Source organism: Pseudomonas lactucae (genome assembly GCF_016937615.1).
Classification (GTDB): Bacteria; Pseudomonadota; Gammaproteobacteria; order Pseudomonadales; family Pseudomonadaceae; genus Aquipseudomonas; species Aquipseudomonas lactucae.
In genome coordinates this window covers 28,388-54,203 of record NZ_JAFHKI010000064.1, presented here as the reverse complement: position 1 = coordinate 54,203, position 25,816 = coordinate 28,388, and the positions used below count along the sequence as shown (strand labels likewise).

At 57.3% G+C, this 25,816-nt stretch carries 20 protein-coding genes, 1 tRNA gene and 3 pseudogenes; 10 read left to right on the top strand and 14 right to left on the bottom strand.

What is annotated here, in order from left to right; all coding sequences use genetic code 11:
• Positions 1-3 precede the first annotated feature (3 nt).
• The 9 genes and pseudogenes from pqqE to JWR98_RS13050 form a co-directional block, all read right to left on the bottom strand.
• Positions 4-1,133, bottom strand: a pseudogene (pqqE, locus tag JWR98_RS13090) (pyrroloquinoline quinone biosynthesis protein PqqE).
• The gene (gene pqqD, locus JWR98_RS13085; RefSeq protein ID WP_078734928.1) at positions 1,126-1,401 is read right to left on the bottom strand and encodes a pyrroloquinoline quinone biosynthesis peptide chaperone PqqD; all 276 of its coding nucleotides are present in this window, start codon (positions 1,399-1,401) and stop codon (positions 1,126-1,128) included. Before pqqD ends, pqqE begins: the two are co-directional and overlap by 8 nt.
• A pseudogene (pqqC, locus tag JWR98_RS13080) lies at positions 1,398-2,149 on the bottom strand (pyrroloquinoline-quinone synthase PqqC). The gene pqqD and the pseudogene pqqC overlap by 4 nt, the downstream one beginning before the upstream one ends.
• Positions 2,150-2,160: 11 nt before the next feature.
• Entirely contained in the window at positions 2,161-3,072 is a 912-nt protein-coding gene (gene pqqB / locus JWR98_RS13075) for a pyrroloquinoline quinone biosynthesis protein PqqB (RefSeq protein ID WP_078734927.1), read from the bottom strand.
• A 71-nt stretch (positions 3,073-3,143) separates the two neighbouring features.
• Positions 3,144-3,218 (bottom strand): pyrroloquinoline quinone precursor peptide PqqA, encoded by a 75-nt coding sequence (gene pqqA / locus JWR98_RS13070; protein WP_003194766.1) that lies wholly within the window; start codon positions 3,216-3,218, stop codon positions 3,144-3,146.
• A gap of 159 nt (positions 3,219-3,377) precedes the next feature.
• Positions 3,378-5,747, bottom strand: a complete 2,370-nt coding sequence (pqqF, locus tag JWR98_RS13065; RefSeq protein WP_205490227.1) for a pyrroloquinoline quinone biosynthesis protein PqqF — start codon at positions 5,745-5,747, stop codon at positions 3,378-3,380.
• 59 nt (positions 5,748-5,806) lie between these two features.
• Positions 5,807-6,601, bottom strand: coding sequence for a carbon-nitrogen hydrolase family protein (locus JWR98_RS13060; RefSeq protein ID WP_078734925.1), 795 nt, complete (start codon positions 6,599-6,601; stop codon positions 5,807-5,809).
• An 11-nt stretch (positions 6,602-6,612) separates the two neighbouring features.
• Positions 6,613-8,316, bottom strand: coding sequence for a flavin monoamine oxidase family protein (locus JWR98_RS13055; protein ID WP_078734924.1), 1,704 nt, complete (start codon positions 8,314-8,316; stop codon positions 6,613-6,615).
• Positions 8,317-8,461: 145 nt separating this feature from the next.
• Entirely contained in the window at positions 8,462-8,908 is a 447-nt protein-coding gene (locus JWR98_RS13050) for an Lrp/AsnC family transcriptional regulator (protein ID WP_078734923.1), read from the bottom strand.
• Between the two features lie 1,118 nt (positions 8,909-10,026).
• Between JWR98_RS13050 and JWR98_RS29415 the strand changes: the two genes are divergently transcribed.
• From JWR98_RS29415 to JWR98_RS13025, 6 genes are all read left to right on the top strand, one after another.
• Positions 10,027-10,338 (top strand): hypothetical protein, encoded by a 312-nt coding sequence (locus JWR98_RS29415; protein WP_122455339.1) that lies wholly within the window; start codon positions 10,027-10,029, stop codon positions 10,336-10,338.
• Positions 10,310-10,546: a hypothetical protein gene (locus JWR98_RS13045; protein ID WP_205490226.1), complete on the top strand. Its 237-nt coding sequence runs from the start codon at positions 10,310-10,312 to the stop codon at positions 10,544-10,546. The genes JWR98_RS29415 and JWR98_RS13045 overlap by 29 nt, the downstream gene beginning before the upstream one ends.
• Positions 10,547-10,903: 357 nt before the next feature.
• The gene (locus tag JWR98_RS13040; protein WP_205490224.1) at positions 10,904-11,533 is read left to right on the top strand and encodes a hypothetical protein; all 630 of its coding nucleotides are present in this window, start codon (positions 10,904-10,906) and stop codon (positions 11,531-11,533) included.
• A gap of 97 nt (positions 11,534-11,630) precedes the next feature.
• Complete coding sequence (locus tag JWR98_RS13035) at positions 11,631-12,749, top strand: HNH endonuclease (protein ID WP_163001777.1); 1,119 nt, start codon at positions 11,631-11,633, stop codon at positions 12,747-12,749.
• 27 nt (positions 12,750-12,776) lie between these two features.
• Positions 12,777-13,787: a PIN domain-containing protein gene (locus tag JWR98_RS13030; protein ID WP_122455294.1), complete on the top strand. Its 1,011-nt coding sequence runs from the start codon at positions 12,777-12,779 to the stop codon at positions 13,785-13,787.
• Positions 13,788-14,285: 498 nt separating this feature from the next.
• The gene (locus JWR98_RS13025) at positions 14,286-14,597 is read left to right on the top strand and encodes a helix-turn-helix domain-containing protein (protein ID WP_205490223.1); all 312 of its coding nucleotides are present in this window, start codon (positions 14,286-14,288) and stop codon (positions 14,595-14,597) included.
• A 22-nt stretch (positions 14,598-14,619) separates the two neighbouring features.
• Here JWR98_RS13025 and JWR98_RS13020 read toward each other — a convergent pair whose 3' ends face one another.
• On the bottom strand, positions 14,620-15,030 hold the full coding sequence (locus JWR98_RS13020; protein WP_122413347.1) for a type II toxin-antitoxin system RelE/ParE family toxin: 411 nt from the start codon (positions 15,028-15,030) through the stop codon (positions 14,620-14,622).
• Positions 15,031-15,385: 355 nt separating this feature from the next.
• Between JWR98_RS13020 and JWR98_RS13015 the strand changes: the two genes are divergently transcribed.
• The 4 genes from JWR98_RS13015 to JWR98_RS13000 all read left to right on the top strand — a co-directional run bounded on the left by JWR98_RS13015 (position 15,386) and on the right by JWR98_RS13000 (position 18,511).
• Complete coding sequence (locus tag JWR98_RS13015; RefSeq protein WP_122455295.1) at positions 15,386-15,754, top strand: hypothetical protein; 369 nt, start codon at positions 15,386-15,388, stop codon at positions 15,752-15,754.
• A gap of 110 nt (positions 15,755-15,864) precedes the next feature.
• The gene (locus JWR98_RS13010) at positions 15,865-16,530 is read left to right on the top strand and encodes a hypothetical protein (RefSeq protein ID WP_341869758.1); all 666 of its coding nucleotides are present in this window, start codon (positions 15,865-15,867) and stop codon (positions 16,528-16,530) included.
• A gap of 1 nt (position 16,531) precedes the next feature.
• Positions 16,532-17,485, top strand: coding sequence for a tyrosine-type recombinase/integrase (locus JWR98_RS13005; protein WP_205490221.1), 954 nt, complete (start codon positions 16,532-16,534; stop codon positions 17,483-17,485).
• A gap of 357 nt (positions 17,486-17,842) precedes the next feature.
• Positions 17,843-18,511, top strand: coding sequence for a hypothetical protein (locus JWR98_RS13000; RefSeq protein WP_225908692.1), 669 nt, complete (start codon positions 17,843-17,845; stop codon positions 18,509-18,511).
• Positions 18,512-19,362: 851 nt separating this feature from the next.
• Here JWR98_RS13000 and JWR98_RS12995 read toward each other — a convergent pair.
• The 4 genes and pseudogenes from JWR98_RS12995 to rpoD form a co-directional block, all read right to left on the bottom strand.
• A pseudogene (locus JWR98_RS12995) lies at positions 19,363-19,839 on the bottom strand (site-specific integrase); the annotation flags it as partial.
• Between the two features lie 105 nt (positions 19,840-19,944).
• A tRNA-Ile gene (locus JWR98_RS12990) sits at positions 19,945-20,021 on the bottom strand.
• A 15-nt stretch (positions 20,022-20,036) separates the two neighbouring features.
• Positions 20,037-23,780 carry an EAL domain-containing protein gene (locus JWR98_RS12985; protein ID WP_078734922.1) on the bottom strand — a complete coding sequence of 1,248 codons (3,744 nt, stop codon included), beginning with the start codon at positions 23,778-23,780 and terminating at the stop codon, positions 20,037-20,039.
• A 123-nt stretch (positions 23,781-23,903) separates the two neighbouring features.
• Positions 23,904-25,754, bottom strand: coding sequence for an RNA polymerase sigma factor RpoD (gene rpoD / locus JWR98_RS12980; RefSeq protein WP_205490219.1), 1,851 nt, complete (start codon positions 25,752-25,754; stop codon positions 23,904-23,906).
• Positions 25,755-25,816 lie beyond the last annotated feature (62 nt).

Sequence of the window (25,816 nt, the reverse complement as noted above, 5' to 3'; positions counted from 1 at the left end):
CCCTTAGCCTTTTGCGATGAGCCGTGAGTTGCGCTCATTGCGAAAGGCCAGTTGCTCGATGGTCTGGGTGGCGTGTTCGGCTTCTTCCCGCGCGTTAAGGATGATGCGTGATGCTCCGACTTGCTGCACACCGGGTCGGCATTGCTGGCGTCGCCGGTGAGCATGAAAGCCTGGCATCGGCAGCCGCCGAAGTCCTTTTCCTTTTCATCGCATGAACGGCACGGCTCGGGCATCCAGTCGTAGCCGCGAAAGCGGTTGAAGCCAAACGAGTCGTACCAGATGTGTTGCATGCTGTGGTCGCGCACGTTGGGAAATTGCACCGGCATCTGTCGGGCGCCGTGGCAGGGCAGGGCGGTGCCGTCCGGTGTGACCGTCAGAAAAATGCTGCCCCAGCCGTTCATACAGGCCTTCGGGCGCTCCTCGTAATAATCCGGCGTCACGAAGATCAGCTTGCACGGGTGGCCTTGAGCCTCGAGCTTGGTGCGGTATTCGTTGGTGATGCGTTCGGCGCGTACCAGTTGCTCCTGAGTGGGCAATAAACCCACACGGTTGAGCTGCGCCCAGCCGTAGAACTGGCAGGTGGCAAGTTCGACGAAGTCCGCTTCCAACGCGATGCACAGCTCGATGATGCGGTCGATCTTGTCGATATTGTGCCGATGGGTGACGAAGTTCAGCACCATCGGATAGCCGTGGGCTTTCACCGCACGGGCCATTGCCAGCTTTTGCGCGAAGGCTTTTTTCGAGCCGGCGAGCAGGTTGTTCACCTGTTCATCGCTAGCCTGGAAGCTGATCTGGATATGGTCCAGACCGGCCTTCTTGAAATCGCTGATTTTCTGCTCGGTCAGGCCGATGCCGGAGGTGATCAGGTTGGTGTAGAACCCCAGTTTGCGCGCCTCGGCGATCAATTCCGCGAGGTCCTGGCGTACCAGCGGCTCACCGCCGGAAAAACCCAGCTGCGCGGCGCCCATCTCGCGGGCTTCGCGAAAGACCCTGATCCACTGCTCGGTGCTCAGTTCCTTACCCTGCTCGGCGAAATCCAGCGGGTTGGAGCAGTACGGGCACTGCAACGGGCAGCGGTAGGTCAGCTCGGCCAACAGCCACAGCGGCAGACCAATGGCTGGTTTCTCAGGCAAGGGTGATCCAGTGCTCAGCACGGGCGACCTCCATGAATTGCTCGATGTCGTTACCGAGCTCAGGCACACCAGGAAATTGTTTATCCAGCTCGGCGATGATCGCGGCCACGTCGCGCTCGCCATCGATCAAACCGCCGATCAACGCCGCGCTGTCGTTGAGCTTGATCATGCCTTCGGGATAGAGCAGCACATGGCCTTTTTGCGCCGGCTCGTATTGATAGCGGTAGCCCGGGCGCCAGGTCGGTATTTTGCTGCGATCAAAGGTCATAGGGCGATCCCTTTATGCCAGACCCGCTGCTCGGTCACGCTGTGATAGGGCGGGCGTTTGAGTTCATAGGCCATGCTCATGGCGTCGAGCATGCTCCACAGGATGTCCAGCTTGAACTGGAGAATCTCCAGCATGCGCTCCTGGCCTTCGCGGGTGGTGTAGTGCTGCAGAGTGATCGCCAAGCCGTGCTCGACATCGCGACGTGCCTGGCCCAGGCGGGTACGGAAATATTCGTAGCCGGTCGGGTCGATCCACGGATAGTGCTGCGGCCAGCTGTCGAGGCGCGATTGATGGATCTGCGGCGCGAACAGTTCGGTCAATGAGCTGCTGGCAGCCTCCTGCCAACTGGCGCGACGGGCGAAGTTGACGTAAGCATCCACCGCAAACCGCACGCCGGGCAGCACCAATTCCTGGGAACGCAGTTGGTCGGGGTCGAGGCCGACGCCTGGCCCAGGCGCAGCCAGGCTTCAATGCCGCCGTCTTCACCGGGTGCGCCGTCATGGTCGAGCAGGCGTTGAATCCACTCGCGACGAATCTCGCGGTCCGGGCAGTTGGCCAGGATCGCGGCGTCCTTCAGGGGAATGTTCGCTTGGTAGTAGAAGCGGTTGGCGACCCAGCCCTGGATCTGTTCGCGGCTGGCGCGGCCTTCATACATCGCCACATGATAGGGGTGATGGATATGGTAGAAGGCGCCCTTGGCCCGCAAGGCCGCTTCAAACTCGGCGGGCGTCAGCGGTGTGTCAGTCATTTGCGTTGCTCCTACAATTGGATGCTCATGCCGTCGTAAGCCACTTCGACATTGCGCCGTACCAGCTCCGCGCGCTCGGGGGAGTCTTCATCGAGGATAGGGTTGGTGTTGTTGATGTGGATAAGCACCTTGCGCTGCTTGGGTAGCTGCTCAAGCACTTCAAGCATGCCGCCGGGGCCGTTCTGCGCCAGGTGGCCCATTTCGCGCCCGGTGCGGGTGCCGACGCCACGGCGCTGCATTTCATCGTCGTCCCACATTGTACCGTCCACCAGCAGGCAATCGCTGCCGGCCATGATCTCCAGCAACGGCGCGTCGACCTTGCCCAACCCCGGGGCATAGAAGAGTTTGCCGCCGGTGCGCGAGTCTTCGACGATCAGGCCGATGTTGTCGCCCGGGTGCGGATCGAAGCGATGCGGCGAGTAGGGCGGTGCGGCGCTGCGCAGCGGCAGCGGGGTAAAGCGCAGGTTCGGGCAGGCCGGGATGCTGAAGCTGGCATCCAGCTCGATACGGTTCCAGGCCAGGCCGCCGTTCCAGTGGGTGAGCATGGTAAACAGCGGGAAGCCGGTGCTCAGGTCTTCATGGACCATGTCGGTGCACCACACCTGGTGCGGGCAGCCTTCGCGCAGGCTCAACAGGCCGGTGGTGTGGTCGATCTGGCTGTCCATCAGGATGATCGCGCCGATACCGGTATCACGCAGGGCGCGGCCGGGTTGCATCGGCGCAAACCCTTGCAGTTGCGCGCGAATATCCGGGGAGGCGTTGCACAGCACCCAATTGACACCATCGTCGGAGATCGCGATGGACGACTGGGTCCGCGCCTGCGCCCGCAGGCTGCCGTCACGAAAACCTGCGCAGTTCACGCAGTTGCAATTCCACTGTGGGAAACCACCGCCGGCGGCAGAACCTAGAATCTGGACAAACATGATTGCTCCATCACGCAAAGCTCAAAACAAAAACGCCCCGGGCGAACCGAGGCGTTGTATTACCCAGCGGATTAACGGCTGGCGAAGTACATGGTGACTTCGAAGCCGATGCGCAGATCAGTGTAAGCAGGTTTGGACCAAGTCATATTCTTACTCCTACGAAGGGATGGGACGTTTACTACCAAGTAATACATATAGTCCACCTCCAGACGGAGATGTTCAGATGTGTGCGTGGGAATGTTACGCAATTCTGATCAAGTTAGCGCTGTCTTGATGGAAAAAGCCTGTTGCAGGGTTGGCAATGATCAGCCCACCGCCTTCCAGGCCTCGCCGATGGCGGGGCCATTGGCGACGCAGTGCCAGCCGCCTGCCGCGTCGTTCAATTGCCGCGCCGCGTGGTGCAGATCGTCGTGTGTACGGTTCTGGACAAGGTGTTGGAGCTGCTCCAGGTAACCCGACGGATGGCCGGCCAGGTGCGCGTGCCACAACAGTTCGGCGGCTTGGGAGGTGGGCAGCGACTGGGCTGAAAACTGCTGCGCCAGGGCCAGGTTGCCCATGTCGTCGCTGTCTTCGATCAGCGTCGGCAAGTCGGCGAGGAACGCCCGCAGTTGATCAACGATCCCCGCCAGCGACACGGTAGGCGATTGCACGCCCAACAGCAGGCCGGTTTGTCCGTTGATCTGCCGGATGCCGCTGAACACGGCATAGCCGATTTGCAGTTCTACCCGCAGACGCTGGTAGAACGGCCCCTGCAGCCGATGAGCGAGCAGGCGCCATGAGGCTTCATCGGCCAGGGTCTGGCTTGGTGTCGGGCAAAACAGCAGCAGGGCCGCTTCGGTGGTGTCGGTTTTGACTTCATGCCACACGCGTTGGGCGCTGGCGGCTGGGGGCGCGGTTTGAAGGCGTGTGGGTTGCCCCGGCAGCCGGGCGGCAGCGGTTTTTATCAGCGCTTCACAGGCGGCGGGTAGACCCAGGCCGAGCCCGTGCCAGCGTGCAGTGCTCCATGACGCGGGCGTTGCACGGGGTTCGCAAGGGGCGCCGGTGCAGCATGCCGGTAGCGCCTTGAGCAACTCGCGGATGGCGATCATCGGGGTTGGGCGCGCAGGTGTCTCGCAGGGCTGAGCGAGGCTGTGCGCCAATGCGTCGAGCACGGCAGGCATGGGGGCGTGCAGGCCGACCATCTTGACCCACCCTTCATTACCGGCGGTATCGAATGACAATTCGACGCCTGCCTGGCGAGCGTTTTCACGCAGGGTCTGATGGGCATTTTCCAGCCCGACTGGCGCCAGCGCATCAAATCGCCAGTGCACGTACAGCGCGCCTTCGTCGCTGTCGTCCGCCAGGGCCTGGCTGAAGGTCAGCGCCGATGCTTCACGCCGTCCTCGCGTGCGGTCCTGAGCGAAGGTACGTAAGCCACGGTGGGCGCTGGTTTGGCCGCGTATCAGGCCGGCGCGCGCCTCCTCTATCGGTGGGCGCAGGAACGGGTTGTTCGGCGGCAATTGCCATAGGTGTTCGGCGGGCGGCAGGTGCAGCGAATCGAGCACGGCCTTGAGCGCGGTCACGCCCGCTTCCGAAAGGTCTTCGCTGTCGTTTCGGGCCAATGCCAGGGCGCCCTGGACCTGTTGTTGACGAGCGTTGAGCAGGGCGAATTCTTCGCGCAGTGGCGCCCAGTCGCTGTGTGCGAAAAAGCTCAGCCAGTCGTGCAGCAGCGCCTCGATCTGTGTCGCCGACGCGTCGTGGGTGTTGAGCGTAACGTCGATATCCAGCAGCGCTTGCCCGGCGAAGTGGTACAGCACCGACGCCTGCACGGCGGTGGCCAGCCCGCGTGTTCTCAGCTCGGCGAGCAGGCCGCCGGATGCCGGGGCATTGAGCCAGGTACACAGAAAATCCAATGCGTCACGCGGCGCGTCGCAGGCGATGACGTGATGCAGATGCTGATCGGCGCTGTGTTGATAGCGGTGCGCCTGGCCCTGCATCAATGCAGGTGGAGCAGCCTGAGGATGCAAAGGTCCTGAGGTCAGTTGCTCGCTGAACCGCCGCGCCAGCGCTTCGAGCTCTACCCGTGATTGCGGGCCGGCAAGGCTCAAGGTCATCTGCCCGCTCTGATAGAAGTGCGCGTGGAACTCCTGCAGCGCTTGCTGAAAGGCCTCACGCTCCACCGGCAGACTGTCGCGGTTGCCCGCATGAAAGCCGCGCAGCGGATGATCCGCCGCCAAGCCTTCCAGCAGCGCCACCTGCTGCTGCGCCTTGGCATCCTGGGACCAGGCGACAAATTCCGCGTGCAGCACCTCGCGCTCGCGCAGTTGATCGTCCATCGCCAAACGCGGATGAGTCAGCATGTCCGCCAATCGATCCAAGCCATCGGCGAAAGTCGGCACGGGCAGTTCAAAAAAGAAGTCCGTAGTGCGCTCGCGGGTGCTGGCGTTCACCTGGCCGCCGTGGCGCTGCACATAAGCCATCAACCCTTCGGCCGCAGGAAAACGCTTTGTGCCGAGAAACAATAGATGCTCAAGAAAATGCGCCAGCCCAGGCCAGGCCAATGGCACGTCGTGGCTACCGGCAGCCACCCTTAACGCTGCCGCGCAACGCTTCAAGCGCGGCGCGTGACGCAGGGAAACCCGCAGACCATTGGGCAGGGTCAGATGCAAGGGGTGAGGGTAGACCGGCGCAGACATGGGCACTTCCAAAACGTAGGAAGTGGCTATGCTAACAAACCGCTGGCAAACCCGCTGGATCAGGGCTTGTTCAGCGCGCCGTACAGCTCGGGACGGCGGTCTTGCAGGTAGTCGTTGGCGGCGCGGGCGTCGAGGATCGCTTGGCGCTCCAGCGTGCCGACAATCAAGGCTTCGTCCAGGCCGGCCAGGGCGATTTGCTGGCCATTCGGCGCGGCGATACTGCTTTGCCCACAGTACTGAATCTCACCTTCGTGCCCGCAATAATTGGCGTAGGCCACATAGCACTGGTTTTCAAAGGCCCGCGCCCGCACGGTGACGTCGGCGACAAAGTCGAACGGCACCATATTGGCGGTGGGCACCAGGATCAGTTCGGCGCCGGCCACGGCGAGGCGCCGGGTGTTTTCCGGGAACTCCAGGTCGTAGCAGATCAGGAACCCCAGCGTCCAGCCATTGAGTGCCACCAGTGGGGCGTCATCGTCGCCGGCGCTGAACATCGTATGGTCCAAGTCGCCGAACAGATGGGTCTTGCGGTAATTGCACAGGCGCTGGCCGTGGGCGTCGATCAACTGTATGGCGTTGTAGATCTGCCCATCGCCGGCGCGCTCCGGGTAGCCGTAGAGAATGGCCAACCCGGCGTTTTGCGCGATTTCGGCAATGGCTTGCGCAGACTCCCCGTCCTGCGCCTCGGCCAAGGCGCCGACCGCCTCGGCACCGATGTTGTAGCCGGTGAGGAACATTTCTGGCAGCACCAGGACATCGGCGTCGGTGGCCTCATGCGCCAATTGGTGCAGGCGCTTGAGGTTAGCGGCCACATCCAGCGGTAGCGGCGGGCATTGATACAGGGCGACACGCATGGCTTGGCTCCTTACTCGGGCAGGCTGATCGGCCCGATTTCATCGAACACGTCACCTGGGCCTGGGTTCTCGGCGTGAGTGCTGCCGCCGAAGTGAGTCATGATGCCCCATACCGCGTTCAGCGAAGTCTGTACTGCGCCTTCGACCCAGGCGGGCGTCCATGAAACATCGTCCCCTGCGATAAAAATCCCACGTTGTTCGGCGGGCATGTCCTTCTGCATGAAGTGCGCATACATCCGCTGGTTGTAGCGATAGTGGCCGGGCAGGGCACCTTTGAACGCGCCGAGGAAGTGCGGGTCGGCCTCCCAGGACACGGTGATCGGGTCACCGATGATGCGCGCCTTGATATCGACTTTCGGATAGATCTTCTTCAAGGCGTCGAGCGCCAGTTTCACGCGTTTATCGATAGGCTGCGGCAGCATTTTCAGTGCGTCGCTCATCCACGAATACGACAGGCAGATCACCCCCGGCTTGTCGTCACCGTTGTCGAACAGGTAAGTGCCGCGGGTCAGGCGGTCGGTGAGCGTCATGCTCATCAGGTCGCGGCCGGTTTCCGGATCTTTGTCTTTCCAGAACGGGCGGTCGACCATCACGAAGGTTTTCGACGATTGCATGTAGCGTGTGCGGTCCAGGGCCATCCACATCTTTTGCGAGAACAAGGTTTCGTCGCACTCGATCTGGGTGGTCAGCAGCCAGCTCTGGCAGGTGGTCAGCACCGCGGCGTATTCGCGGGTGTCGCCGTAGTTGTCGGTCACCGCGAAACGGCCATCCGCCGCGTGGGCAATACGCTTGACCCCCGCGCGAGGCGCGCCGCTGTGCAGCGAACTGAGGCTGGTGCCGGCCGGCCAGTGGGCGCAGCGCTCCGGTACATGGCGCCAGATGCCCATGGGTACTTGCGCCACGCCGCCGACCACCAGGTGTTGGTGATCATCGCAGTTGGTCATCACCACGCGAAAAATTTCCAGCATTGAGTTGGGAAAGTCGGAGTCCCAGCCACCTGTGCCGAAACCGACCTGGCCGAACACTTCACGGTGATGGAACGACAACTTTGCAAAGGCCTTGGAGGTGGCGACGAAGTCGTAGAAGGTGCGGTCGTCCCACAGCGGCACCAGCTTGTTCCACAGTGCTTTCAGACGCGGCACATCGCGGTCGCGGATGGCTTGCTGGATATCGCCGAACTGCGAGCCGGCTTCCAGGGCATCGGCCCAGGCGTCAGCCACTTCCTGGAACAGTGCAGGCAAGTCGGAGAGCTTTTGTGCGTAATGGGTTTCGCCTTCGAGGTCGATCACGGTGCTGCCGGAGGCCGGAGTGAGCGGGTTGGGAAACGGTTTGGTTTCCAGGCCGAGCTTGTCGACGTAGTGGTAAAACGCGGTGGACGACACCGGGAAACGCATGCCGCCCAACTCGGCGATGATGCCTTCGGCGCCTTCGAAGGCCTGGGAACGCAGACGGCCGCCCATTTTCGAAGCTTCGTACACCACAGGTTTGAGACCCAGTTTCATCAGCTCATAGGCGGCGACCAGCCCGGCGATCCCCGCGCCGACAATCGCCACTTCCGCGCCATGGTGCTCGGCGGGAATGCTGCCGAGGCCGGCGGGGTGCTCGATCCAGTCATCGAAGGCGAACGGAAAATCCGGGCCGAAGATGGTGATGGGTTTTTTACCGTCTGCAGGGTGGCGATGGGGCTTGCTGAGTGTACTGGACGGAATGCTCATGGCTGACCTTACTGGCGACTCGACGGGGGCGACCCGTTGAGTATAGGAAAAGATGGCAGCCAGTTTAGGGAGCGTTGCGTCCGTTAATAAGACGCAAAGTGTCGTCGTAATGAACTATTTTTAGTCAAAGTGACGAGATTGGCGGTCAGATGGGTTGGCCGCGATCCAATTTATTGCTGAGGATGATCGAGGTGGTGGTTTTCTCCACGCCGTCGACGCTGCCGATCTGGTCCAGCAACTGATCAAGCTGCTCCGGCGAATCGGTGCGCAGCCAGGCCACATAGTCGAATTCGCCGCTGACCGCGCATAACTGCTGCACCTGGGCCATGGCGCTGAGCCTGCGCAGCACTTCCTTACCCGAACGCGCCTGGACGGTAATCCCGACATACGCCTGCAGCCCGCCATCCACCACACGTTGCCCGAGGCGCACGCCATAACCGGTGATCACCTGGGTTTTCTCCAGGCGCGCCAGACGCGACGTCACCGTGGTGCGCGCAATGCCCAACTGTCGGGCAAGCATGGCGACGCTTTCGCGGGCGTTGATCTGCAGCGCGGCGATCAACTGACGATCGATTTCATCCAGGACAGGCAAGGGAGGCTCCGTGACGGGCGGCAATGGGCGGGCATGTTACAGGCTTGTATCGGTTAGCAGGTAATGGCTAAAGAACGGTTAACGGGTATGCATAAAAACTGATAGAAGTTTGCTGGTTAAACGAATCCCCCCTGGCGACGGCAGCGTTGCACGAGTTGTCTGTGTGACGAAAGTTCGGTGGAAAACCAAACGCCAGAAACGCGAAAGCCGCGCAATGCGCGGCTTTGGAGTTGGTGGGCCCACACGGACTTGAACCGTGGACCAAAGGATTATGAGTCACCGAATGACACTCCGAGGCCATGTAAGTCTAGGCGAGGGTAGGCAAAGGTACAACAGGGCTAACCTTCTGTTAACGCTGAGTTTTTGCCAGTCTTGTAAAAGTGGTTACGACTGGGGACTGTACCGCCAATGTACTTATAGGACGCCTCCGCTGCTGCGGATGCCTAAGCCTGGTTCCCAGGTGCTGGTTCCTCTGCTGATTAAACTAGGCGCTTGTATCAAACGACGGACCCGAAGGGCAATGGAGCCTTTTTTTGTGCGGACCTTAGCGCTTAAAGCGCTTTTTCGCTGTTTTGGACCAAAGCGGGGGTGACGAGGCCCCTTCCAATTCCCGCTTAGCACCACCAAAGCACCGCTAATGCCTTATGGATTCCCTTGAATGCCCCGAAGACACCCATCCAGTACCCCATTGCGCACCCTAGGACAGCTGTCCAAAAAAACACTCATCCACGCCTTGATGCCCACCAACCACCGCTCACTTCCCCCAAGGGTCCGGCTTTTTCCCTTTAACACACCTCAACCGCACCACTAATAAATGGCCTAGCTAAAACTACGTTTTTTTGCACAAAAAACGGCTCAAATGCAGCAATAAACCAGGTTAAAGGATGGGCGTTAGTATTTCTATACGCTGTGAGGCATGGAACGCGGCGTCATCAACCGCGATGCGACTCGCAGACTCTTGATGAAGCTCGAGATAGGCTGACTCAATGGCCGTTCGTGACAAAATCGTAGGACCCGCCCTAGGCTAGATTTTATTTAGTCACGTCGGTATCTGGCGCTTTTTGGCGATGTCGTCGTGACTATGAAAGCTGGGCATGGGGCGAATTGAGGTGTCGGCAATGAAAACTATCGGACGAGTCGAAGTCGAGACAGTCATTGATGTCAGATGCGATGTGTGCGACGCATCCACTCGCGTAGATATGGGTGGGTTCCAGTTTGGCTCTCTTCAGGCGAAATGGGGCTTCGGCTCTTCCCACGACGGTGAGCGTTACGAAGTACATCTCTGTGAGGGCTGCTTTTTTCAAGCACTGGCATATCTTCGTCAAGAGCGGCGAATTCAGAATATATTCAGTGCGGACGACGGCGCTGATTTATCGGAGGATCTAGGGCTCGTAGCGAGAAATGATTACTTTGGTGATTCGGGCGGATGAGGTCGAAATGAAAGGGCGTCGGAAGGTCAGAACGAACAAGTGGCAGATTATGGAACAGGTCATCAAGGAAGCGGGGGCAATCCTTGCCACCCGATCTGTGACAGGCGGACGTTTTTTAAATATTGCAGCTCAGAGCACGCTTGAAGAGCCTGTTGGAATGTTGGCAGGGAGCCGCGGTGCGCAAGCGGACACACCGTCGGATTCATAAGTGAATCGGAACTGAGTCCAAGGAAAGGTATCCGGCAGTGATCTGTCTCTCGTCCCCGCCATCCATTCCCGAAGCGGTTGCTTTCGACTATAAGTGGGCGCTTAGCAGCTCCCAAATATCCTAAATTATCTCGCTGACTATAATTGCCCTGAAAGCCTCGACATAGCGGCATTAGGTTTAATAGAAACATCACTCGAAGAGCCCTCAGGTGACTGGCAGGAACCCGCCGCAGGTGATGCTTAGAATCGGAGCGGAACGTCAATTTTTGGCTCGATCTCTTTCCCACGCGTCGGTGGCTTCTGCGCCTACAATCAGCAGTTACGTCGCTACAGTCATGCGGGTCACGCAGGGGCATTTATGGACTCAGGGAACGTTTCAGCGATCATCTCAGCAGCGGCAGGTATCAGCGGCGTCTTGCTCGGCAACCTTTTCGTTCTGATTAAGGAGTGGTGGGTCAAGCGTAGTACGGTTAGCCAGAACACGACGTACCTTGGCATTATTGTCGTTTCGCACTTGGACCGGTTCGCAAGCCAATGCTATGACGTTTGCATGGACGATGGTACGTCGCGCGGTCGGCCAGCTGGTCATGACGGTCAGTGGGAAACTACCACCATCGTTCCCGTATTTAGACCGTTGGAACTTGACGTTGATTGGAAGCTTTTACCCAGGGAGTTGATGTATTCAATTCTTCGGATTCCTGACCAACAAGATAAAATCCATGGCAAGCTTCAAGGAATCCAGGAATTTAATTACGACCCGCCGGATCATCCTGAGTATTTTTGGGTTAGAAGGCGGAGCTATGCCGTATTAGGGCTTCAGGTATCTGGGTTAGTCCGAAAGCTCCGTTCACATGCAGGTTTGCCTCCTGAGGAACCGGTGATAGGTGAGTGGAGCAGAGATAAGAGTATGGGGGAGGTGATAGCTCATTTGGATGAGCTGGAAAGAAAAAGCCTCATGCGTAAAACGGCTACCAGCGAAGACGAATAAGCTGATTGCAGAGAGCACGGGCCCCCTCTTGTCAGGGTATGTGCCTTGCGCGTGCAGTACCACCAGTCGCTTGAAACTATAAGGAGCAGCCGCAGACATGGCGCGGTTTTTTCAGGTCATTTCCGACGATGGCAGTCCAATTGATGCTCACTTCGGAATCGAGTCGGACGAGGTTGTATTCCACAGCCGTGGCGGTACCAAAGGTAAGGGCGCGATCAACTCCGAATATACTCTGGGGCTTTCTGTTTTGCTGGCCAGGCTGAAGCGGGTCTCGTTTGCAGTAGAAGGCGTCTGGGTTGATAGCAGCCGCGTTCAGGGCATTCCCATTTCTCAGCGAACGATACTGACCTCGGAGGAGAGTCAGGCGCCTGTTGATCAGATTGTGAAAGTCCTTTCCACTCGAATGAAGACCGTCGGCCGATCGTCCTCTGAGTCCTCGGGAGGCAACTCCACTCGACGCATTCGGATGAAGATATCTGGGGGCGATGCGCAGGCGTTGAGTCTTGCGCTTGGCGGTACCCCAATAGATAAAAATCTACGGAGCCTCGATCGGCTTCCCGCTGAGGTGCTTCGGGGAGTCACCGCCGAGCATATATGGCGTGCTGTTCAGGATCTGATCAGCGGGATTGATTCACCTGGCTTTGCTGAGTCAACCGATTACGACATGATCGTTGATGAACACCTCCGACTGCCACCGAAGGCAGTATTTGGCTTAGCTGCTACACGCGCTCTGGGATTTCAGATACTGCCAAAACACTTCACCGCCGGCGTTAACAGCGTCTGTTTCCAACTACTTGAGGATGCCGGCTTTCATATAGTGCCCAAAGGTGCCTTGGTGGCTGATCCCGCACTGCCTCCGCTGCATGAAGATCGTGTGTGGACTGAGGGGCAGCCCAGGCTCGTGGCTCATTTACGGAAGGAGCGCGCCCCAGGGTTGTCGATTGCCAAGAAAGCTGAATTCAAGAGGAAGCACGGGCGACTCTATTGCGAGCGCTGCAAAATGGATCCGGTTGAAACTTACGGCGCAGAAAACGGAGAGGCCTGCATCGAGGTACACCATCGAACCGTGCAGGTTGCGCAAATGGCGGTAGGGCATCTGACAAGCCTGGAGGATTTGGAATGTCTCTGCGCGAGTTGCCACCGGGTTGTACATCGTGAACTGAGTGGCAGGTATGGTAATGAGCCGTTATCTGGGGATGGCTGCGCCAAAGTCTAGCGATCAGCAAAGTGAAATGGAGCTTCAATGCATTTAATAATGCTCGATACCTGCGTTTGGTTGGATATTTCTACACAGAAAGCAGAGCTGCCAATGCTGACTGCCATAGAGCATCTGGTCGAAGAAGGAGTCATTAAGCTCCTGGTGCCCGAGCTTGTGCGTATAGAATTCGAGCGAAACAAGGACAAGGTCATTGAGTCCACGCGCAAGCGAATTGCCAGCGAGATCCGTGTCGTCAAAGGGATCATCCAGTCATTCGGCGGTGAAGGAAAAAACGCCGCACTGGAGACCATTGATGATGTGAACCATCGGCTGCCAATCCTTTCGGAGGCGACCCAAGGCAGCGTCAACCGCGTGATTAAACTGTTTGACCTGGCTTTCCAGACACCCATCACAGATGCAGCCAAGATCAAGGCTGCCGAACGAGCAATCGATAAGAGAGCTCCATTCCACAAACAAAAGAATAGCGTTGCCGACGCGGTGCTGGCCGAGGCCTTCCAAGAGTTCCGAATCGATCAGGCAGCTAATTTCGAAAGTTTCAGGTTCGTGACTCACAACGTTACCGACTTCTCAGGTAAAGATCACAGGCAGCCCCATGATGATTTTTCAGAGATCTTCGACGGCAAAACCTCCCTTTATTTCAATACCACGAAACCAGCTATCGAAGATCTGTTAGATCTTGAGGAATTCCACTATGAAAACGAGTGGACCTGGGAAGACCAGACGCGTGGCCTTCAGGAAATTCTGGGAGCCATGGACGAGTTAGTCGACAAGGTTTGGTACAACCGGCACATGAACATGATGCATCGTATTGAGTTGGGTGAGATTACCGTTGGTGAAAACGGTGCCGAGAACGAGACATCGGCATTTCAAATCCACCCTTCGATTTTGCAAGGAGCACTTGCCGCCGCTGAAAAGGTTCGTCAAAAGTACGAGGATACCGGCCCTTGGAGCGATTTCGAGTGGGGCATGATTAATGGGAAGCTATCAGCCCTTCGATGGATTCTTGGTGATGAGTGGGACATGCTCGACACCTGAGTCGAATAGGTGGGGTTCCTGTCCATCCATCATGCCAGCTCGGTTGAAAGTCGATCACCGTTGTCCGACATCGTGAACTCGTAAGGTGAGCTGTATCGCATACTAACGATATCGACCAACGGTTAGGTGAAACGCTCAAGCGAGCGCCGGCAGCCTCACGCCGCGGATTGACAGTAGGATAGGGACGTGTGCTCACAGCTATAGCCGATGAGGGCTGGGTAGCATTTTTTGCTGGCCAGTATTCGGCTCCAGAAAGGCCGTATTTTCCCGCCCTAGGTAAGCACTGACCGGAGTCTACCGAGAATCAGCTCGATGGACATGACCTTCTCGTCTGCATGAAGGTCGTGGCAAATGAAGAAAGCAGAAGAAAACGCTTGCAATGTTACAAGAAAAGATAATAATATTGTCGTCAGTGGGCTGGTAACGCTCATGCTCAGAGGTCGAGCAATCCTGTTACTTTTCATTCTAGAGGCGACCTCCACCTAGGGAGGACTTATTATGAGTCAGAACCTATTCGAGCTGTTCACAACGGATCCCGTTGAGTACAACATGAAGCATTTAAAAACACAGCTATTCATGACTCTGATCACATTGATTCGCGATAATGAATGGTCACAAGCTGTAGCTGCAAAAAAATTGAACGTCAGCGCACCTCGAATGAGCAATCTATTCAAAGGCTATCTAGAGAAATTTTCTATCGATACTCTCTTGGAGATGCTAATCCGAATAGGTTACAAAGTAGACGCAGACTTCAATCCAGAAAACAAAGCGAAACCTTTCGTGATGAGCGTAAAAAAAGCGACGCTGTGATAGCGTCGCTTGATTTATAGCCTTACTTCTTTTTCTCTTTCTTCGACGCTTTTGCGTCCGCCTTGAGCTCTGAAATCAGGGCTTTCCGGCGTAGCGTCACGGTGGACTTGATTTGTGGATCGGGTCCATTCGTGGTTTTCTTGCACGCGTGCAGTACGATGATTTTACCTGTTACTTCTATCGTATAGACACAGCGGTAAGCTGGGGATCCATTTTCTATCAGTTCATAGACATCCTTATGGATGCTGATCAACTGATCGGTCTCGCAAGCAGGCAGTTGATGTTTAGCCATCAGATGCAAGCTGACGATGAAGCTTTCCCGCACCTGATCTGGGAGTTTACCCATCTCCTTGAGTACAGCCTTGTGTGGGTAGAACTCTATTAGCAGATCAGGTTTACGTTCGATGGCGGTTGTATCGTTTTTCTTTTTCATGGTTTTTATATGCTCCTGGCATAGATGGATTTAGTAAGCTATTCATTTTATTGCCTCATTTAGTGACTGCCTTTACAAGCACAGCCTAATTGCCGCCTTATGGCGGCGCTCTAAAAAACAGACGTTTGTCTGGTAGTTCTATTATTACAAGAATTTATAAGTAATGTCAAGGTAATATTACAGTTGGCGATACCTTGCGCATACCTGGGGCGGGTTGCATGCGCTGCCGTTCTCAAGCAAATCTCAAGGTTTTAAGGTCGGCAGCCGTTGCTGGTCGGCAGCTCGCTCGGCAGATAGTCTTAAGCTCCAAGCCTAAGGGCTTGGTTACCCACTACTCGCTAAGAGAAGCCAGCACATGACCGATTTGATTGAAGAAATTAAAAACAAAGCCAGGAAGGTCGCGGACAAGGCCGTCGATGCATTCGAGGTGGTAACGCACGACCAGGAGGAGCGTACTGGTGTTGTGGCGGCTCGCATCAGCCAGTCTCTGGCAGAAGGCGTCGATCCGGATGTACTGGCTCTGCAGATGACCAAGAACGATCTGCGTAACAACCCGTCAGACCCTGTGACGTTTGTAGGCAGCGATATGCCTGTCATCGCCAAATTTCATCGTGCGAACAAGCGCAGAGCATCGCTGACCAAAGCTCAAAACACTCAACTGATCAAAAATCAGCGTGCTGCAGACGCAGATGGCGCAGACGCCCAAGACGGTCTATTAGTGTGACGTCCCACCAAAGGGTCGGGGGCTAATCCCGGCTCACTCAGCTACACGAAATAGCCTGCCTATAAGTGGTGATAAAATACGTTATCACCACTTTTAAAAAGGAGCTGTCGGTGGATGTTTTAGAACCGCACAGGTACATCCATCCGGTCCGCGCAGGCTCGATGGTGCAGACCTATGTCGACATCGCCGAGCAAGCATTCGGGGATTTTCTGAATGAGGCCGCAACGGGTGGGTTGGGCCGGTATGAGGGACCACGTGTCAGCGGCATCAAGACCATCGTATTTGCTGCGATGGCCATCGAGGCGGCGGCATTTGAGTTTGCGGCCACAGCCCTGGGTGATCTGGAAGCCAGCAAGCCTTCTCTGGACAGGGTGAGCTTGGTACCTAAATGGAAGAAGCTGACCCGCCAGATTTGTGGCCAATCGCTCGACAACAAAGGTCTGGCAATCCAACACCTCGCTAAGCTCGTGCAAGCGCGAAATAAACTAGTGCATTACAAGTCAGTGCCGGAAAACGTTACGGGAACGGTCAGGGAGACCATGAGGACCGAATGGGTTCAATTTGAAGAAGATCAGGTGCCCAACGCCTACATGACCCTGGTGCTACTCTCACTCGAACTGGAAGCGTCGCCCTGCGGCATTTTTGGCGGCTTTCTTTGGCGCGATAGAAGCATCTGCCCACCGGGTTTCCGTAACGACTACTTGCTTAATGCTCGCGTAAAGAAAGTCATTGACCGTTGCCAAGAGATCCATAAAAAACATCTGAAGGGAGTTTGAGGTGTCAGATCTCATCCTTTCCAGCGAACGCCGACTGACAGCCGTCGAGTTCCAGCAGTTGGCCAGCGTGCCGGCCGCAGTCGAGTGGTTCGCCAATATCGATAACCACCGCACGCGTCGTGCTTACCAGAATGACCTGCAGGACTTCTGCAGCTTTGTCGGTCTGGTCGGCACCGAGGAGTTTCGCGCCGTGACGCGCTCCCATGTTTTAGCTTGGCGCGCGCAGCTGGAAGGCCGAGGCCTGGCTGGGGCCACCATACGCCGCAAACTGGCGGCGCTTGCCAGCCTGTTCGATCACCTCCTGGAGAACAATGCGGTCACTGGAGGCAATCCCGTGCATGGCGTGAAACGGCCCCGAGTTGAAAGCAACGAGGGCAAGACACCGGCCCTCGGTGATCACCAGGCCAAGCAGCTGCTCGATGCTCCAGATACTGAAACGCTCAAGGGACTGCGTGACCGGGCAATTCTTGCGGTACTCCTCTATCACGGCCTGCGGCGCGAGGAAGCGGCCCAATTGATGGTGGCTGATATCCAGGAGCGACGCGGCATCAAGTACCTGCAGATCCACGGTAAAGGCGGCAAGATGCGCTATCTGCCGCTGCACCCTGTCGCGGCCGAGCGTATTCATGCCTATCTGCAGGTTTCTGGGTATCACCAGGAAGAAAGCAAAGTGCCGCTCTTCAAACCCCTACGTGGCCGCCAGACCGGCGCCGGCGTTACCGCGAATGGTATTTACGTGATGGTCGGAGGCTATGCGAAAGCAGTCGGCATTGAGGTGGCCGGCTTGGGAGTGCATGGTCTGCGGGCAACCGCAGCGACCAATGCCCTGGAAAACGAGGCGGATATTGCCAAGGTTCAGGCTTGGCTGGGCCACGCGAATATCAGCACCACCCGGATCTACGATCGCCGACAGCTGCGGGCGGAGGATTCACCGACCTTCAAAGTCCGCTACTGAGGTCACCCCAGCACAGTCTTCTCTGAAAATTTCAGGAGGGGTTAATGGATTTCACGCCCCTCTTCCCACACCCTACACCCATCAGCACACCGAGCACATACAGCACGCTGAGTACATTCAGCACAACGAGCACCGCAGGTTCGCCATAACATTATGAAATTAATGAGTTTTTTCAGCTGAATTTGCGCGATATCGCGCAATACGAAGGAGTGAGTTAGGCTATTTCATGCAATTGAGTAAGCTGTATCGTCAATTCGCGTGCATAGTAATGCGTGATATACGCGTGTAATGACGGTTTGCCATCGTCAGCGAATGCCGGGAAACTGGACCCAACAGAAAACGGATAAGGGCTACACAATGGCCAACGCAAAACAGTCAGCAAAACGCCGCTTAACGATGGCGGAACGTGCTCAGCAACTGATGCTAGTCCACTTCCCTGACATTTCCGAGGCGTTGAAATGGACGCGCAAAACCCACGATGGCTTCAGCACGATCCCTCGGACCCTACCCATTGCCATGCAGATTATTGACGCCGATTCGAAGGGACAACCTGCTGGGCACGTGCTGTTTTGTCTATGGGCGCGTATGCCCGATCATCCGGTCATAACGATCGAGAATCCAAGCACGTTTGCTGCCGAAGCGGGTTTTCTCGGGGAGCGTGCCGTGGACACCTGGCGTCGTCGGATGAAGAAGCTCCGGGAGCTGAACTTCATCATGACCAAGCCAGGTGCATCCGGCGAATTTCACTATGTGATGCTCACCAATCCTAACGCTGCGGTCGAGTGGATGCGTAAGCACAGCAAGGTTCAGGATGGCCTGTATAGCCGCTTCATCGAGCGACTCCCGGAGATTGGTGCCTATGGCGATATCGAGGCATTCCAGGCCCATTGGGCAGAACTCCAAAAAGCAGAGAAGGCAGTCGCAGCCAAGGCCGCAAAAGGAAGCAAAAAAGCATCGCCATCTCCGCCGGCACCGGCTTCATCCAGCAAGCCCAAACGGACAGCGAAGGCTAAGGCAAGTGCTTAAGAGAGCTACGGGCATCGAGTGCCAATCCGCGCACCTCGATGCCCTCAAAAAATAAAGCCCTGGACCAGCTGAGGGTCGAGTCTTGACTGGGCAGGACAGGGCAGGGCTGTGGTGGTGCAACGTTTAGCTGACAACCGATACGATCTAGAGGAGAGCGAAAATGCAGTTACTGAAGAGAAGAGCTACGGGCATCGAGTGCCAATCCACCACCTCGATGCCCTCAAAAATAAAGCCCTGGACCGGCTGAGGGTCGAGTCTTGACTGGTCAGGGCTGTGGTGGTGCAACGTTTAGCTGACAACCGATACGACCTAGAGGAGGCCGAAAATGCAGTTACTGAGGAGAAGAGCTACGGGCATCGAGTGCCAATCCACCCACCTCGATGCCCGCAAAAGTAAAGCCCTAGACCAGCTGAGGGTCGAGTCTTGACTGGTCAGGGCTGTGGTGGTGCAACGCTAGGGGTGCTAGACATCGACAAGAAGTCTAGCACCCCTCTATCTAAGCGAAAAGCAGCGGCAGGCAATCAGAGCCCCGCTACGTTGCGCACCTTTTTAAGATGCGAAAACTTGATCGCGTCGGTCCGATGAAGGAATACCTGGCTTTTCCATAGGAGCGGCCAAGCGAAACTTTTCGTCATTACCTCTCCTTGAGTCTGAATTTACTTGTTTGGATCGAATTGCTGCCAAGACTCAGGCATGCCTGTGCCGAAGCCACAATTCAGGCAATCCAGCCCTTTCTCATCAACTGATCGATTGAAAGCAAATGTCTTGCCTTTAAGGTCTGTCAGTAGAAGCTTTTCGCCTTTGCTTTTTGCTTCCCAAGTTTGCTCACTCAGGATCTTTTTTTGAAAAGCAACTGGATTGAATGTGAGGCCGAGCCCCCATTCTTTGATTGCCGTTGAGTAAAGATGTCCCAAGAGCGCCAACTCAAGCCGAACGGTGTTGTTGCTGGTCAATGTGCGCTTGCGGGCTGCGGGCTGAGACAGTCGCTTGTCACGGTAGGCTGCGATGATTTCGCTGGAGAGGGCTGCAAGGGAGTATTTACCCAGCTCGGTAGTGAGCTTTTTTGCCTTGCTTGCTTCGCCATTCTGAGTAGAAGGCTTTTTGGTAGGAGTGACCTCAGACAGATAACGCTTCAGCGCCGCTTCTAGGGTCATCCGCTCTGATCCGCTGCGCTGGATGTAGACACCTCTGACCATCTCGTCTTCGGTTCGACGTGACCAATCCTCTGCATCGCGTTTGGTGCGAAACGTTTTGGATGCTGTCGGCCATCCGACTTTTCGGATGACCGCTTTCCAGGTTCCTGATGGGGTTTTTACGAGAGTTGCCATGCTGTTCTCCGAAGACATCGGCACGGACTGTACCGAAACTGTACCTCGGAGGCATTCCAAAACACCCTCTCGAAACTGCAGCATTGCTGCAGCCCTTGGTTTATATGGTGGGCCCACACGGACTTGAACCGTGGACCAAAGGATTATGAGTCCTCTGCTCTGACCAACTGAGCTATAGGCCCTTAACAGGTCGCGGATTATAGCGATGGTTTCTCTAGTGTGCTATCCGAAAAATCCTCAATGCGTCTACGAAGAAAGGAAGCTGCAAAAAGCTCGGGTGGCAGGGGCAGGCTGACGATGTAGCCTTGCATTTGCTCGCACCCTTCTGCGGCCAGGAAAGCTTGTTGCGCGGTGTTTTCCACGCCTTCGGCGATGATGGTGAATTGCATGCTGTGGCCCAGGGCGATGATGGCGCGCACGATGGCGGCGTCGTGGGGGTCATCGGGCAGGCCGCGGACGAAGGATTGGTCGATCTTCAGGAAATCCAGCGGCAGGCGTTTGAGGTAGCTGAGGGACGAGTAGCCAGTGCCGAAGTCATCGATTGCCAGTTGTACACCCAGATGTTTGAGCTGGTGCAGCACTTCCAGGGCTTCTTCGGCCTGGCTCATGATGAAGTTTTCGGTGATCTCCAGTTGCAGGCAGCCGGGGGCCAGGTGGTAGTCGCGCAACAGCTGTTCGATGCGACTCAGCAGGTTGGGATGGCGCAGTTGCGCCCCGGCAAGGTTGACCGACAGCGAGCCGAAGTCATGGTACGTGCCTTGCCACGCGTGCAGTTGTCGACAGGCCTGCTCCAGGACCCAATCGCCAATCTGCAGGATCATGCCGTTCTCTTCGGCCAGGGCGATGAAGTGTTCAGGCGGTACGTCGCCAAAAGTCGGGTGATGCCAGCGGATCAAGGCTTCGGCGCCAATCAGTGCCTGGGTCTTGAGGCTTCGTTTGGGTTGGTAGTAGAGGCTCAACTCGTCACGCTCGATGGCGCGACGCAGTTCGTGCTCCAGGGCGACGCGCTCCTTGGCCTGGGCGGTGAGATCACGGGTGTAGTGTTCGACCCGGTTACGGCCCTTGGCCTTGGAACGGTACATCGCGGCATCGGCATTTTTGACCAGCGTGGCGACGTCGGTGCCGTCCTGCGGGTACAGGCTGGTGCCGATGCTGGCGCTGATAAAGAACTCGTGTTCACCGGCCTGGAACGGCAGGGTGAAGCAGGCCAGCAGTTTATTGGCCAGGTACGCGGCATCATTGGCGTGTTGCAGGCCGGGCAGCAGGATGATGAATTCGTCGCCGCCCAGGCGGGCGACGGTGTCGATGTCACGCAGTTGTTCCTTGAGGCGCACGGCGATGTCTTTGAGCAGCAGGTCGCCGACAGGGTGGCCGAGGCTGTCGTTGATGTGCTTGAAGCGGTCCAGGTCAAGAAACAGCACCGCGCCCTGTTTACCGGTTTCCTGATGACCGTTGAGGGCGGCCTGCAGCCGGTTTTCAAACAGCGTGCGGTTGGGCAGGCCGGTCAGCGGATCGTGGTGTGCCTGATAGTCGAGGCGCGCCTGGGCCAGCTTGAGGCTGGAGATGTCGGCAAACACGGCGACAAAGTGGGTGATCAATTGATCGGGGTTGCGCACGGCACTGATGGTCAGCCAGCTGGGGTACAGCGCGCCGTTCTTGCGACGGTTGGAGATCTCGCCCTGCCAATGACCCTGGGCTGTCAATTGGTGCCACATCGCCGCGTAGAACGCGCTGTCGTGCAGGCCGGAGGCGAGCAGGCGCGGGGTTTGGCCGAGGGCCTCGGCTTCGCTGTAACCGGTGATCTCGCTGAAGGCGCGGTTGACGGCGCTGATGTTTTGCCGGATGTCGGTGATCAATACGCCTTCGGCGGTGCTCTCGAAGACGGTGGCGGCTTGTTGCAGTTTTTCCTGCATCAGCTGACGTTCGGTAATATCGCGGGCAATGGTCAGCATGCAGTCGTCATCGCCGATGGGCAACGGTCGGCTGGAGACTTCGCAGAGGCGGATCTGCCCGTCGGCGCGACGTATATGGCAAATGAAGTCGCGGACAAACCCGTCACGGTGCATCAGCTCCAGCATGTGTTTACGCTCGTTAAGGTCGACCCAGATACCCAATTCCAGGGTCGATTGGTCAAGAGAAGTCGCAGCGGCAAAGCCGGTAATGCGGCTGAACCCCTCGTTGACTTCAATCAGCAGGCCATCGTGCTGGCGGCTGAGCAGCAGGCCATCGGGTGATGCATGGAAGGCTTTGGCAAACTTCTCTTCGGAGGTCTGCAACTGTTGCTGGGTTTCCTTGAGCTGGGTGATATCGCGTACCACGACCACAATGGCTTCGACCGTATCGAGTTGGAACGGCGCTGCAGAAATGAGCCCGGTAAAGGCTTGACCGTTGCTGCGCAGGAAGGGCATTTCCAGGTTGTGGATACTGGTGTTCTGGACTCGCTTCAGCAATTCAGGGCCGATGCCCGGTATACCCCATATATCCAGCTCCGTGCCTTTGCGACCAATCACCTGGGCGGCCGTTAAGCCAATTTGATCTTCAAAGGCTTTATTGACCTCCAGCAGGCAGCCATCGGACAGCCGAGCAATGACCAGGATGTCCGGACACTGCTGGAACACTGAAGCAAACTTCTGCTCGGAAAGCTGCAAGGCTTCTTCGGTGCGCTTGGCTTCGCTGATGTCAATCATGAGGCCGCGCAGTACCGGTTCATGACCGTGTTCGATCAGGCTGACAATGTCACGCACCCACAGGCAGCGGCCATCGGCGGTGATCACCCGGTAATCGACGCTGTGATCGCGGTTGGCGCGGGTTTCGCGATAACAGTAGGTTTCGGTGCGGGTCAGGTCGGCGGGGTGAATGATGTTGCGCCAGAAGCCCGGAATCAGCCAGTGAGCGCGTGGATAGCCGAGAAGGTCCTCGGCGTGGGGCGACACGTAGCTGTAAGTGAAGTCGCTGATGCTGGCTTCCCAGGCAATGGCCGACAAGCTCTCCACCAGGCCGCGGTAGTGGTATTCACTGCTACGCAGTTCCTGTTCAAGGGCGACCCGGCGGGAAATTTCCGAGCTGAGCCGGCGATTGATCCGAATCACGATGGCCAATACGGTGCTCAACAACAGCACGGCGGGCAGGCCGTACATCAACAGATCGTTCCAGAAGGTACGGTTATCGGTGGCACTGCCTACCCAATGTTGCTGGATGGCGTCAGTTTCGGTTGGGCTCAGGTCGGCGAGGACTTTGTCCAGGATGCCCACCAGCATCTTGTCGTCCCGTGGGACACCCATCGCCAGCTGGTAGCGATAAGGCGTTTCGCCACTTACGTACAGGCCGTCTAGCTTGAGTTCACGCAGACTCCAGACACTGGACGCCAGGTCGCTGACCACCGCGTCGACTTCACCGGTTGCCAGGGCTTGCAGCGTCGAGCTGACATTAGGCAGCGCCACCAGATTGAGATCGGGGTGATGGGTGCGCAGCAACTCGTGGGGCGCGTAGTTTTCCACCACGGCAACTTTCAGCCCGTAAAGGTCCTTGAGGTTGCGCGGCCGTGCACCGCCTTCGTGGGCAAGAATCACCATCGGGAAGTCGATATAAGGCCGGGTGAAGGCCAGGTAATTCTGGCGTTCCGGGGTCGACATGATGCTGGGGATAAGGTTGAGCTGATTGCTTCGAGCCATTTCCAGGACCGCACTCCAACTCGGTGACTCGACCAGCTTTATCCGCACGCCCAGGCGGTCCTGGATCAGGCGCACGTAGTCCGCCGACAAGCCGTGGTAGCGGCCATCTTCATCGCGGTATTCAAAGGGGGGCCATGAGGCATCCACCCCAAGACTCAGCTCCTGATGGTCCGTCAGCCAGCTACGCTCATCATCAGTAAGAGTCAACGCGCCAGCCGTTGCGGTCCAGGTCAGCAGCGACAGCAGTATCACGGTCGGCAATCTGGGCATAACGGTCTCGTTATGGCACGGGGAATTGTTCGAGTGTAGACGGGCATTTCAGGGGAGGGGTATTGCGGGGAGTTTTTATCTAATGGATAGCAAAACCCCCGGCCTGGGCCGGGGGTTCTGGGATCACTCGTCGAGGAAGGAGCGCAGATGCTCGCTTCGCGTCGGGTGGCGCAACTTGCGCAACGCCTTGGCTTCGATCTGACGGATCCGCTCGCGGGTCACGTCAAACTGCTTACCGACTTCCTCAAGGGTGTGGTCGGTATTCATGTCGATGCCGAAACGCATGCGCAGTACCTTGGCTTCACGGGCAGTGAGGCCGGACAGTACGTCGCGAGTCGCTTCCTTAAGGCTCTCAACAGTGGCGACATCGATTGGCGACTGCATGGTCGAGTCTTCGATGAAGTCACCCAGATGGGAGTCTTCGTCATCACCGATCGGGGTTTCCATGGAGATCGGCTCTTTAGCGATCTTCAATACCTTGCGGATCTTATCCTCAGGCATTTCCATGCGTTCGCCCAGCTCTTCCGGGGTCGGTTCACGACCCATTTCCTGCAGCATCTGCCGGGAAATACGGTTGAGCTTGTTGATGGTCTCGATCATGTGCACCGGAATACGGATGGTGCGGGCCTGGTCGGCAATCGAGCGAGTGATCGCCTGACGGATCCACCAGGTGGCATAAGTCGAGAACTTGTAGCCGCGACGGTATTCGAACTTGTCCACCGCCTTCATCAGGCCGATGTTGCCTTCCTGGATCAGGTCGAGGAACTGCAAGCCACGGTTGGTGTACTTCTTGGCGATGGAGATCACCAGACGCAAGTTCGCTTCAACCATCTCCTTCTTCGCGCGGCGGGCCTTGGCCTCACCGATCGACATGCGGCGGTTGATGTCCTTGATCTCGGCAATCGTCAGACCGGTTTCGTTCTCAAGCGCGGTCAGCTTCTGCTGGCAACGGATGATGTCCGGCTGCAGGCGACCAATGGCTTCGGCGTACTTCGACTTGCCCTTGGCCAGCGCATCGCTCCAGCTTTCGTCAACTTCGTTGCCCGGGAACTGGCGCAGGAAGTCGGTGCGCGGCATGCGTGCATCACGCACACACAGCTGCATGATCGCCCGCTCTTGTGCACGCAGGCGCTCAAGGGCACTGCGAACGCGCTCAACCAGGCCTTCGAATTGCTTCGGGACCAGCTTGATTGGCATGAACAGCTCAGCCAGGGCCAACAGTTCGGCGATTGCCTGCTTGTTGGAGCGGCCATGCTTTTTCAGTGCCTTGCGGGTGATTTCCATTTGATCGGAAACCGCACCGAAACGCTGGGCAGCAATGATCGGGTCTGGACCGCTTTCGGCTTCTTCTTCGTCATCGGTGCTGGCTTCAGCCTCGTCGTCGTCGGAGTCGTCTTCCGCTTTCGCGGCTTTGGCATCGACAGGCGGCGGTACTTCGGCAGCAGGCGGCGCGATGCCGTCGTCCGGGTCGATATAACCGCTCAGGACGTCGGACAGGCGGCCACCTTCGGTGGTGACGCGAGTGTACTCGGAGAGAATGTGGTCAACCGTGCCAGGGAAGTGCGCGATGGCGCCCATCACTTCACGGATACCCTCTTCAATACGCTTGGCGATTTCGATCTCGCCTTCGCGCGTCAGCAACTCGACGGTACCCATTTCACGCATATACATGCGCACAGGGTCAGTCGTGCGACCGATGTCGGTCTCCACCGCGGCCAGCGCTGCAGCGGCTTCTTCAGCGGCTGCCTCGTCGGTATCGGCGTCGGCCAACATAAGGGCGTCCGCATCCGGAGCACTCTCGTGTACGGGGATCCCCATGTCATTAATCATGCGGATGATGTCTTCCACCTGCTCTGGATCTGAAATATCCTCAGGCAGGTGATCGTTGACCTCTGCGTAAGTCAGATACTTCTGCTCACGACCAAGGGTGATCAACTCTTTGATACGAGACTGCTGTTGCGCTTTTCCGGACATAACACCCTATCCACTGAAGGTCTTGGCGGGCAAAAAACAAGCCGAGGATTATACCCGAGCTA

Excerpts from the sequence above, each read along its gene's own strand:
- JWR98_RS13060 (WP_078734925.1), bottom strand. The coding sequence starts at position 6,601 with ATGCGTGTCGCCCTGTATCAATGCCCGCCGCTACCGCTGGATGTGGCC.
- JWR98_RS13035 (WP_163001777.1), top strand. The coding sequence starts at position 11,631 with ATGGCGCGGTTTTTTCAGGTCATTTCCGACGATGGCAGTCCAATTGAT.
- JWR98_RS13015 (WP_122455295.1), top strand. The coding sequence starts at position 15,386 with ATGACCGATTTGATTGAAGAAATTAAAAACAAAGCCAGGAAGGTCGCG.
- JWR98_RS12985 (WP_078734922.1), bottom strand. The coding sequence starts at position 23,780 with ATGCCCAGATTGCCGACCGTGATACTGCTGTCGCTGCTGACCTGGACC.
- pqqD (WP_078734928.1), bottom strand. The coding sequence starts at position 1,401 with ATGACCTTTGATCGCAGCAAAATACCGACCTGGCGCCCGGGCTACCGC.
- JWR98_RS13045 (WP_205490226.1), top strand. The coding sequence starts at position 10,310 with ATGATTACTTTGGTGATTCGGGCGGATGAGGTCGAAATGAAAGGGCGT.
- JWR98_RS13025 (WP_205490223.1), top strand. The coding sequence starts at position 14,286 with ATGAGTCAGAACCTATTCGAGCTGTTCACAACGGATCCCGTTGAGTAC.
- pqqF (WP_205490227.1), bottom strand. The coding sequence starts at position 5,747 with ATGTCTGCGCCGGTCTACCCTCACCCCTTGCATCTGACCCTGCCCAAT.
- JWR98_RS13040 (WP_205490224.1), top strand. The coding sequence starts at position 10,904 with ATGGACTCAGGGAACGTTTCAGCGATCATCTCAGCAGCGGCAGGTATC.
- JWR98_RS13055 (WP_078734924.1), bottom strand. The coding sequence starts at position 8,316 with ATGAGCATTCCGTCCAGTACACTCAGCAAGCCCCATCGCCACCCTGCA.
- JWR98_RS29415 (WP_122455339.1), top strand. The coding sequence starts at position 10,027 with ATGAAAACTATCGGACGAGTCGAAGTCGAGACAGTCATTGATGTCAGA.
- JWR98_RS13000 (WP_225908692.1), top strand. The coding sequence starts at position 17,843 with ATGGCCAACGCAAAACAGTCAGCAAAACGCCGCTTAACGATGGCGGAA.
- pqqB (WP_078734927.1), bottom strand. The coding sequence starts at position 3,072 with ATGTTTGTCCAGATTCTAGGTTCTGCCGCCGGCGGTGGTTTCCCACAG.
- JWR98_RS13030 (WP_122455294.1), top strand. The coding sequence starts at position 12,777 with ATGCATTTAATAATGCTCGATACCTGCGTTTGGTTGGATATTTCTACA.
- JWR98_RS13020 (WP_122413347.1), bottom strand. The coding sequence starts at position 15,030 with ATGAAAAAGAAAAACGATACAACCGCCATCGAACGTAAACCTGATCTG.
- rpoD (WP_205490219.1), bottom strand. The coding sequence starts at position 25,754 with ATGTCCGGAAAAGCGCAACAGCAGTCTCGTATCAAAGAGTTGATCACC.